Annotated in this window: 8 protein-coding genes; 4 read left to right on the forward strand and 4 right to left on the reverse strand. The window is 68.7% G+C overall.

Annotated features, from left to right (window positions below):
• Positions 1-166: 166 nt before the first annotated feature.
• The gene (locus ACE3Q6_RS15430; protein ID WP_374434202.1) at positions 167-919 is read left to right on the forward strand and encodes a response regulator transcription factor; all 753 of its coding nucleotides are present in this window, start codon (positions 167-169) and stop codon (positions 917-919) included.
• On the opposite strand, the gene ACE3Q6_RS15435 is transcribed toward ACE3Q6_RS15430, so the two are convergent.
• Genes ACE3Q6_RS15435 through ACE3Q6_RS15450 form a run of 4 tightly spaced genes read right to left on the reverse strand, consistent with a single transcriptional unit; the run spans position 876 to position 6186 of the window.
• A complete protein-coding gene (locus ACE3Q6_RS15435; RefSeq protein ID WP_374434204.1) occupies positions 876-1799 on the reverse strand; it encodes a flagellin in 924 nt (307 codons plus the stop codon). The two genes, ACE3Q6_RS15430 and ACE3Q6_RS15435, sit on opposite strands and share 44 nt — an antisense overlap.
• Positions 1799-3190 carry a flagellar hook-associated protein FlgK gene (gene flgK, locus ACE3Q6_RS15440; protein ID WP_374434206.1) on the reverse strand — a complete coding sequence of 464 codons (1392 nt, stop codon included), beginning with the start codon at positions 3188-3190 and terminating at the stop codon, positions 1799-1801. Before flgK ends, ACE3Q6_RS15435 begins: the two co-directional genes overlap by 1 nt.
• A gap of 10 nt (positions 3191-3200) precedes the next feature.
• On the reverse strand, positions 3201-4493 hold the full coding sequence (locus tag ACE3Q6_RS15445; RefSeq protein WP_374434208.1) for a flagellar hook protein FlgE: 1293 nt from the start codon (positions 4491-4493) through the stop codon (positions 3201-3203).
• A 43-nt stretch (positions 4494-4536) separates the two neighbouring features.
• Positions 4537-6186, reverse strand: coding sequence for a hypothetical protein (locus ACE3Q6_RS15450; RefSeq protein WP_374434210.1), 1650 nt, complete (start codon positions 6184-6186; stop codon positions 4537-4539).
• 436 nt (positions 6187-6622) lie between these two features.
• On the opposite strand from ACE3Q6_RS15450, the gene ACE3Q6_RS15455 reads away from it, so the two are divergent.
• From ACE3Q6_RS15455 to ACE3Q6_RS15465, 3 genes are all read left to right on the forward strand, one after another.
• Positions 6623-7363 carry a flagellar hook basal-body protein gene (locus ACE3Q6_RS15455; RefSeq protein WP_374434212.1) on the forward strand — a complete coding sequence of 247 codons (741 nt, stop codon included), beginning with the start codon at positions 6623-6625 and terminating at the stop codon, positions 7361-7363.
• Positions 7364-7397: 34 nt separating this feature from the next.
• Positions 7398-8183: a flagellar basal-body rod protein FlgG gene (gene flgG, locus ACE3Q6_RS15460; RefSeq protein ID WP_374434215.1), complete on the forward strand. Its 786-nt coding sequence runs from the start codon at positions 7398-7400 to the stop codon at positions 8181-8183.
• Positions 8183-8388 (forward strand): hypothetical protein (locus tag ACE3Q6_RS15465; protein ID WP_374434217.1); only part of this gene is annotated, 206 nt, incomplete at its 3' end. The genes flgG and ACE3Q6_RS15465, both read left to right, overlap by 1 nt.

Raw genomic sequence — 8388 nt, forward strand, 5'->3', positions numbered from 1 at the left:
ACGGGGCCTGCTGCGCTGCGCACTGACAATCGCACGAGGTAGCGCTTTTCGCAAGATGCTTCGGCGCATCAATCGGCCCACTTCCTGCCCTTTCCCGCATCTGCAGGCTTGAAGTTTCCGGCCGACCGCCATTCACTACATTGGTTTTCGCAAATCAGGCAACTTCATGCGGATATTCCTGCACGATCAGGACCCCGGACGCAGGCAGGCCGTGATGGCGGTCGCCGCAAAGCTGGGGTTCACCCTGCAAAGCCTGGAATCACCCGAGGCGCTGCTGGGGCTGTCCGGCCTTTCTGGCATGGCCGCGGGGATGTTGCCGCTGGTGCTGGGGCAGGGCGCGACGACGCAGGAGCTTGTCGCTGCTCTGCGCCAAGGGGGCGCCGGGAATGCGATCCTGGTCGTCGCGGACCGCAGGCAACCGGACCTGCACGCACGGCTTCTGGACGCGGGGGCCTGCGACGTGCTGCCCCTGCCGCTGCACGCGGGGGAATTCGCGGCCCGCCTGCGCGTGGCGACGCGCCACCGCAACGGATTGGTGCAGCCCGAGGTGAAGATCGGGGATCTCGTGGTGCGCCTCGACGGAAGCGACCCGACGATCCAGTCCCGCCCGGTCAGGCTGTCGGGAAAGGAACACGCCGTGCTGTGCCTGCTTGCCGCCCAGAACGGGCGGGTGCTGCCGCGGGCGGCGATCTTCGATCTTCTCTACGGCCTGACCGACTATCAGCCTTTCGAGAAGGCAGTCGACATCCATATCTGCCGCATCCGCACCAAGCTGGCGCAAGTCGCCCCGCATGTCCGCAGCTATATCCAGACCATCCCGGGCCGCGGCTACGCCCTGCGGGCCGGCGGATCCTCCGCCCATGCGGCCGAAGCGGTCAGAGATAGTCGAGAAGGCTCATCCGGCCCATCCGGGCCGTGACCTCGTAGGTCGCGCGCAGCTGGACCTCCAGCGATTGCAGGCGCACCAGGGTCTCTTCCATGTTCGCCCCTTCGATGTCCAGGATCTCTTGGGCGTAAAGGTTCTCCAGCCCGGTCTGGCTGTCGATCCGTTCGGCAAGCACCCGCTGATGGTTGCCAAGCCGCGCCCGGGTTGCGGTCAGCTGTTGCAGGCCGGCGTCAAGCTGGGTCGCGACACTCATCCGCAGAGCGTTGAACTGGTCGTCGGTCATGGTCGAGACATCGGCATTCAGCGCCGTGCCGATGGCGGAAAGCATGGTGCGGAACGAGGTGTCCGACGCGTTCACGCCGTAGGTCAGGGTCGTCGTGTCGTCGATGCGGGCGGAGAGCCGGGTCGGGCTGCCCAGGAAATCCACCGTCACGGGGTCCGGCGGCACATCCACGACGCGGACGGCGGCCGCATCGGTCGTCTGGCCCGAAAACAGATACTCCCCGGCATAGGTCGCGTTCAGCCGGTCGGTGATCTGTTCCAGCGCGTGCCGGGCCTGCTCGGTGTAGACCTGGCGGCCATCGGTCATGATCGCCCCGGTCAGCGACAGGTTCAGGAAACCCTGACCAAGCTCGGCAATGCCCGTCAGGGCCGAGGCCGTGGAATCGAGCCGCCCCTGCAGCGTCCGGTTGGCATCGAGGAAGGCCGAATTTGCCGAACGGTGGGATCGGATTTCGAGCGACCGGATGGCCCCCGGGGCATTCTCGGCGAAGACATCCCGCTTCATGCCGGTTGCGGCCTCTTGCGACAGGCGTTCGGATTCGGCCGTCAGGCGAGAGCTGATCTGGCGCAGCCCCAGCGACTGCTGCAGCGTCGAGATGGTGGAGATCCGGTTCATGAAAACGCCTTTCATCAGACGGCAGAGAGCAGGGCGTCCAGCATGGTGGTCACCGCAGACAGGACCTTGGCATTCGCGGCATAGCTTCGCTGGACCAGAAGAAGCTTCTGCATCTCGTCGTCGATGTTGACGCCCTCGAAGTTCGAGCGGGCAGAGGCGACCGTCTCGGATGCCGCGCGCGAGGTTTCGGACGCGGCCTCGGCATCGGCACGGACGGCCTGCTGCCCTCCGACGACGGCGGGGGCCAGGGCGCCGAGGGTAAGCCCGGTGCCAAGCCCGCCGGTGGCGACCGTCACGGGCTGCAGGAAGGCGCTGAGCATCGCGTCGATCCGGCTGCTGTCGCCGGTCGGCACACCCGCAGTACCGCCCGATTGCAGCCCGCCCGGGTCGCCGCCCAGGTCGGGATCGAGGGTTTCGTTCACCGCGATGCGCGCGGCAAGCCCCTTTTGCTGCAGGGGCGAATAGGCCGCGCCGGCGTCGGTGAAGAGGCCCCGCCCGTCGGGCATCGGATTGGCGGTCTGGAAGCCGTCGATGAGCGCTGCCGCCAGACCGTCCAGCTGGTCGCCGAACTGCGGCAGGACAGTGCTGCGCAGGTCGATCAGCCCCGCCAGCGACCCGCCCGACAGGCCGCGACGCGTTGCCCCGGGCGTCAGGTCGACGTCGCCCGCGCTTAAGCGGCCAGTCGCCGCGTCGAAGGCCAGGTCGAAGGTCTGGTCGTCCACCACCAGCTCGGTGCCGGCCGACGTGTAGACGCTGATGATCCCCGCCGTGGTGGTGACGGTCTGGATGTCCATGTATTCCGACAGCCGGTCCACCAGGCCGGACACCCGGTCGGCCAGCTGGCTTTTGGCTACCGCTTCCATCGGGCTGGTCGCCGTGCGGTTCAGCGCGGCCAGTTGCTGCATGACCTCGTTGGCCGAGGCGACGTCGTAGCGCAGGTTCATGTCCACTTCCCGCGTGACGGTCTTCAGCGAGGCGTCCAGGCTGGAAAGGTTGCGGGTCACGTCCTTGGCCGACGAAATCACGCGCAACTGCGCGGCGTCCTGCGAGGGAAAGGCGGACAGCGTCACCAGCGCGGTCCTCAGCTTCTCGACCGTGGCGGCAGGGGAATAGCCGTCCTCGGGCTGGCCCAGGTGGGCGGCATAGGCCGCGATCCCGTCGGCCCGCGTCGTGGCGGCGGCCAGCCGGGACCGGCCCGACCGTTCCAGCCGCACCAGAAGCGCATCGACGCTCCGCTCGACCGATCCCACGCGGACCTCGCCGGTGGCGGCGGTGACCGTCTCGGCGTTCTTGCGGGTGAAGCCGGGCGTGTTGGCGCTTGCGATGTTGCGCGAGGCGACCTCGGTCTGCAGGCTGGCGACCGTCAGGCCCGAGGAGGCGATGTGCAGCGCAGACGAGAGTGACATGACAGGCTCCTCAACGCTTCAGGTTGTTCGCTTCCTGCAGAAGTTCGTCCGCCGTCGTGACGATCTTGGCGTTGGACGAATAGGCGCGCTGGACCATGATCAGGTCCGTCATCTCTTGTGCGAGGTCGACGTTGGAGCTTTCCAGCGTCCCCGACAGGATGTTGCCCGCGCTAAGGTTGCCCGCGACGTCCAGCATCAGGTCCCCTGACTGCAGCGTCAGCCGGTAGGCATTGCCCGTCACCGCCTCCAGCCCTTCGGAATTCAGCACCGTGGCGACCGGAAGTTCGTAAAGCGGGCGGCGCACGCCGTTCTCGAAAAGCGCCCAGACCGTGCCTGCCTCGTCGATCTCGGTCGAGGACAGGCTGGAGACTTCCGAGCCGTCCACGGTGACCTTCTGCGGTTCGTAATCCCCGGCGAACTGGGTCACGCCGTCATAGCTTCCCACCGCGCCCAGCGAGATCGTCAGCGTCTGGGGGTCCGCGGCGTCGTCGATCGTCAGGGCGATGTTGCCGTCCGCGTCGATCGCGAAGGCCGCAGGGGGGACAAGGCCGGGGTCGGCCGTCCCGGAGTAGCTGCTGGGCGCGGCCGGGGTGGCGCCCGAGCTGAAGAAGTCCACCACGGCCTCGCCATAGACCACCCCCGAGCGGTCGGCGACCTGCAGCGTCCACTGGTTGTCGACCAGCGCCGAGGGCGTCCAGGTCAGCGCCAGCTGCTTCTCCGCCCCAAGCGCGGTGTAGTAGCTGAGGGTCGAGACGAAGGGTCCCTGCGCCGTTCCGGTGCCCGTGGCCACGGCGGGAAGGTTGCCGCTGATGCTGGCGGTGGAGGACGCGGCTGCGGTCAGCTCGACGCCGCTGAGGTTGATCGTGCGCAGAGAGCCGTAGCTGCGCCGGTCGACCGGACCCACCGTTCCGTCCAGCCCATAGGCGTAGCCGGCCAGGTAGTACCCCGCGCTGTTGACGAGGTTGCCGTCGGCGTCGACCGTGAAGGACCCGGCGCGGGTCAGCAGATAGTTGGCAGGGCTGGGATCGTTCGGGCGGCGCGAGACCACGAAGAAGCCCGCGCCTTCGATGGCAAGGTCGGTGGCACGCTGGGTCATCTGGGTCGCGCCGGCCTGTTCCACCGTGGTTCCGTCCTTGGCGCGCACCCCTGCCGCGTCGCCGGAACTGACCGTCACCATCTGCGCGAAGGTGCGCTTGTAGCCGATGGTCGAGGTGTTGGCGATGTTCTCGCCAATCATGGCGACCGCGGTCGCATTCGCCTTCAGACCGCTGACACCGGCCTGCATCGCATTCAGGATGGACATTTGAAGTTCCTTTCGGAGGTCTCGATGGAAATCGGCAGGGGCATCATGGGCCTGCCTCGGCCAGGAGGGCGTCGACGGTCTGTCCGGCTTCGGCAGCCGCCGTGATCAGGTCCGTCGCACCCAGGATCGAAAGGCTTTTCCCGGCCAGACGGGGCGCGGCAAGCGAGGTCACTGCCGCCCGCAGAAGGTCGGCGCGGTCGCCGGTCAGCCCGGCCGCGTATCGGGCAGCGCGGTCGCCGTCGCCGGCCATGGCGGCGGTCATGCTGGAGACCAGCCGCTCGGTCTGGTCGGCACTGCTCAGGCCCCGGTCATAGGCGGCCAGCGCGGCATCGGTCTGCCCGGTCTTCGTGGCGACCTTGGCCAGTTCCAGCTGCACCTTGGCGTCGGGGATGTCGGACGCGTCATCGACCTTCAGCGCGGCCAGGAGGGGCGGGGGAAGCATCGCGGTGCCCTCTGCCTGCAGCCGGAGCGCCGCCAGCGCCGTGACCTGGGCCGGGTCGCGCGGATAGCCGCGAAGGTCGAGCACCCTCCGGGCCGCGTCCCGGTCGCCGATCTTCAGAAGCAGCCCGGCCCGGGCCACGGTCAGGGCGTCCAGCATGGCGGGATCGGCCCCGGTGGGATCCCGCGCGATCGCCGCGTATTCCGCCTTCGCCGCCTGCAGGAGCCCCGCGTCCGCCAGGCGCTGCGCCAGGGCGAGGCGCGTCGCGATCCAGCCGCTGCGACCGGCGAGCGCGCGGTCCAGCCTGCGCACCAGCTGCACCGCCGCAGGCAGCGGAAGGTCCGGGTCGGCGACCGACTGGCGCAGACGATCGCTCATCCCGTCCAGCCCGGTGCCAGCCTGCGCGGCCTCGGGCGTGTCGGGATGGTCGCGGAGGATCATGGCCAAGGCTTCGGCTGCCGTGGGGATGTCGCCCATCTCCTCGGCCACCTGCGCCAGGCGCAGGCGCAGCCCGAGCGCAGCGGCGTCCCCCTTCCAGCGGTCGAGCCCGTCGCCCAGAAGCGTTTCCACCTCTGGTAGAAGGGCCGAGTCTTGCCGCGCCAGGGCCATGTCGGCCAGCGCGATCCGCGCTTGCGCCGCAGGGCGGTCCCGCCCTTCCGCGACGCGCGCAAAAGTGTCGAATGCCAGGTCCTCGGCACCCTGCGCCAGGGCAAGCCGCCCGCGCATCAGATCCAGGACGCTGGTGCCGTCGAGATCGGTCTCGGCCGGGGCGGCGGCCAGGAGTTCGGCGGCGACCGTGGGGAAGTCCGAGTCGATGGCCGCGTCGAAAACCAGGGGCAGCGCGACAGTGGCGACGGCGCGGCTCTGGTCGTCCAGCCCGGCGACGGCGGCGCGCAATTCGCGCTCGTCACGGGCGCTGGCGGTGACAAGAACGGACCAGAGCGGAGCCTCGGCCCAGGTCTCGGGCAATGTGCCCGGCGGGCCGCCCGCCAACCGCGAGAGGATCGCCAGATACCCTTCGGCTCGGTTCCGGTCCGTCGCGGTCATGCCGTCCGGCAGGGCGTCTATCACCCCCCGCGCCTCGGGCAACAGCATGTGCGCCAGAAGGAACTGCGCGTAATCGAGCTGCCGTGCCGGACGGTCGGCGGCGGGGGCGCGCCGGATCGATTCGGCAAGTTCGGCCCGACGGTCGGCGAAATCGCCGGCAAACTGCGCGGTGGTCGTCTGTTCAGGTGGCAGGGGCGCAAGCGCCACCGGGCCAGCCGGGGCGCGGTCTGCCGAGGGGGCAAGGCGATAGGGGCGACCGCTGGCCAATGGCGCGCCGATTTGCGAAAAATGAGCGTATGCTGCGCGACTTCCGACTCCGGCTGTGGTCATGTCCAGCCGGAACGATTCGCGGGTCAAAGGCAGGGGGAAGCGGTCGGGGACGGGGGCCGCATCGCTGGTTGCGGCATTCACCGCCGATGCGGGCAGGCACAGGAAAACAAGGGCGAAGACGGTGGACCAGGCCGCGCGGGCGTCGGGTGCGGCGATCGGGAAGGACCCCGCCCCGCCCGATCCTGCACCGGCCCTTCCAGGTCCTGGCCGTCCCACCCGCATCGCATTCTCTGCCTTGATTTGCGAAAAAACTCACGATAGGTATATCCGGATTGCGAAAAATATCAACGCCACCTTTTCGCTTGGAGTTCGGATGGAGAACACCGGTTACGTGGCCCTGTCCCACGCCGCGATGATGGAGCGGGCGACGGACATCACGGCCAACAACATCGCCAATTCGAACACGGTGGGCTTCCGGTCCACGCAACCACTGTTCGAAAGCCTGGTCGTCGACAGCGGAGGGCCAGAGGACCTTGGCCCGCTGATCTATGCCACGGAAACCGGCACGGTGTCCGACCTTGCGCCCGGGGCACTGATGGCCACGGGCAACCCGCTGGACGTGGCGCTTCCCGGCGGGGGCTGGATGGCCTATCGCACGCCCGAGGGGCAGATCGCGCTGGGTCGCGACGGCCAGCTTGCCCTGACCGCCGAGGGCGATCTGGTCACCGGCGCAGGGGATTTCGTGCTGGATGTCGGAGGGGCTCCGATCAGCCTGCCGCCCGACAGCGGCGCGCTGACGATTGCGGACGACGGCACCATCACAGCGCCGGATGGCGGCGTCCTGGGCCAGATCGGCATTTTCGACGAACCGGGCATCGCCGGCTGGCAGCATCTGCGCGGCGCGCTTCTGGTCCCGCGCGAGGGGTCGGTGAGCCTGACGCCCGCGCTGGACCCGGTCCTGAAGCAGGGGGTCCTGGAACAGTCCAACGTCGCGCCCATCGCCGAGATGACACGGCTGATCAGCCAGCAGCGCGCCTACGAACGGGCGATGAGCCTCGCCTCGGTCAGCGACGACCTGCGGAAGGAAACGCTCAGCCGCGTCCGGCCGTCATGACCCTCATGGAAAGAGCACGACAGGAAGCCATCGCATGAAAGCCCTTGGAACCGCCGCGACCGGGATGCTTGCGCAACAGACGCAGGTGGACGTGATCGCCCACAACATCGCCAACGCCAACACCACCGGCTTCAAGGCGGGTCGCGCCGCCTTCCAGGACCTGATCTACCAGACCGCCCGGCGCGAGGGCGCGCTGACGGGCGAGGACGGGGCCGCGCGTCCCGTGGCGCTTGACATCGGGCTTGGAGTCCAGGCCACCGGCGTCGTCCGCAGCGCCACGCAGGGCGGGCTGACGGCAACGGACAACCAGCTGGACCTCGCCATCGACGGGCGCGGGTATTTCACCGTAACGCGGCCCGACGGATCGACCGGCTATACCCGGGACGGGGCCTTCAACCTGTCGGCCACGGGTGAGATCGTCTCGCTGAACGGCGACCTGTTGCAGCCGACGATGGTGGTGCCCGACAACGCGACGCGGGTGGAGGTTTCGCCCGACGGGCAGGTCATGGCCTATGTCGGGACCGAGGTTCAGCCTCAGGTTCTGGGCCGGATCGAGCTGGCCACCTTCGTCAACGAGGCCGGGCTGAAGGCGGTCGGCGACAACCTGTTTTTGGAAAGCGCGGCCTCGGGAAGCGCCGTTCCGGTCGAGCCCGGCGTCAACGGGGCCGGTGTCCTGCGCCAGGGGTATCTTGAACGGTCGAACGTCGATGTCATCAAGCAGATCACCGATCTGATCACCGCCCAGCGGGCCTATGAGATGAACTCGAAGGTCATGACCACGGCCGACCAGATGCTGCAATCCGCCAACCAGATCCGCTGATGTCCCCGCTTCCGGCCGTTCTGGCTGCACTTCTGGTCTGGCTGGCCCCCGCCGCGCGGGCAGAGGACGCCTACGCGGTCGACACCGAGGTCCTGCTGCAAGAGGCGGTCCTGGCCGACCCCATGCTCAGTATGCCCCCGGATGGCGCGGTGCGGATCGTCCTGCCCGACGGGGCGCCACAGGTGGCCGTCGCGCTGGACGGGTT

It is taken from the genome of Tabrizicola sp. (assembly GCF_041913445.1).
In the GTDB taxonomy this organism is placed as follows: Bacteria; Pseudomonadota; Alphaproteobacteria; order Rhodobacterales; family Rhodobacteraceae; genus Tabrizicola.

What these genes read in the sequence shown, in the direction of transcription:
- flgG (WP_374434215.1), top strand. Translation starts at nt 7,398, where the DNA reads ATGAAAGCCCTTGGAACCGCCGCGACCGGGATGCTTGCGCAACAGACG.
- flgK (WP_374434206.1), bottom strand. Translation starts at nt 3,190, where the DNA reads ATGTCACTCTCGTCTGCGCTGCACATCGCCTCCTCGGGCCTGACGGTC.
- ACE3Q6_RS15435 (WP_374434204.1), bottom strand. Translation starts at nt 1,799, where the DNA reads ATGAAAGGCGTTTTCATGAACCGGATCTCCACCATCTCGACGCTGCAG.
- ACE3Q6_RS15445 (WP_374434208.1), bottom strand. Translation starts at nt 4,493, where the DNA reads ATGTCCATCCTGAATGCGATGCAGGCCGGTGTCAGCGGTCTGAAGGCG.
- ACE3Q6_RS15455 (WP_374434212.1), top strand. Translation starts at nt 6,623, where the DNA reads ATGGAGAACACCGGTTACGTGGCCCTGTCCCACGCCGCGATGATGGAG.
- ACE3Q6_RS15430 (WP_374434202.1), top strand. Translation starts at nt 167, where the DNA reads ATGCGGATATTCCTGCACGATCAGGACCCCGGACGCAGGCAGGCCGTG.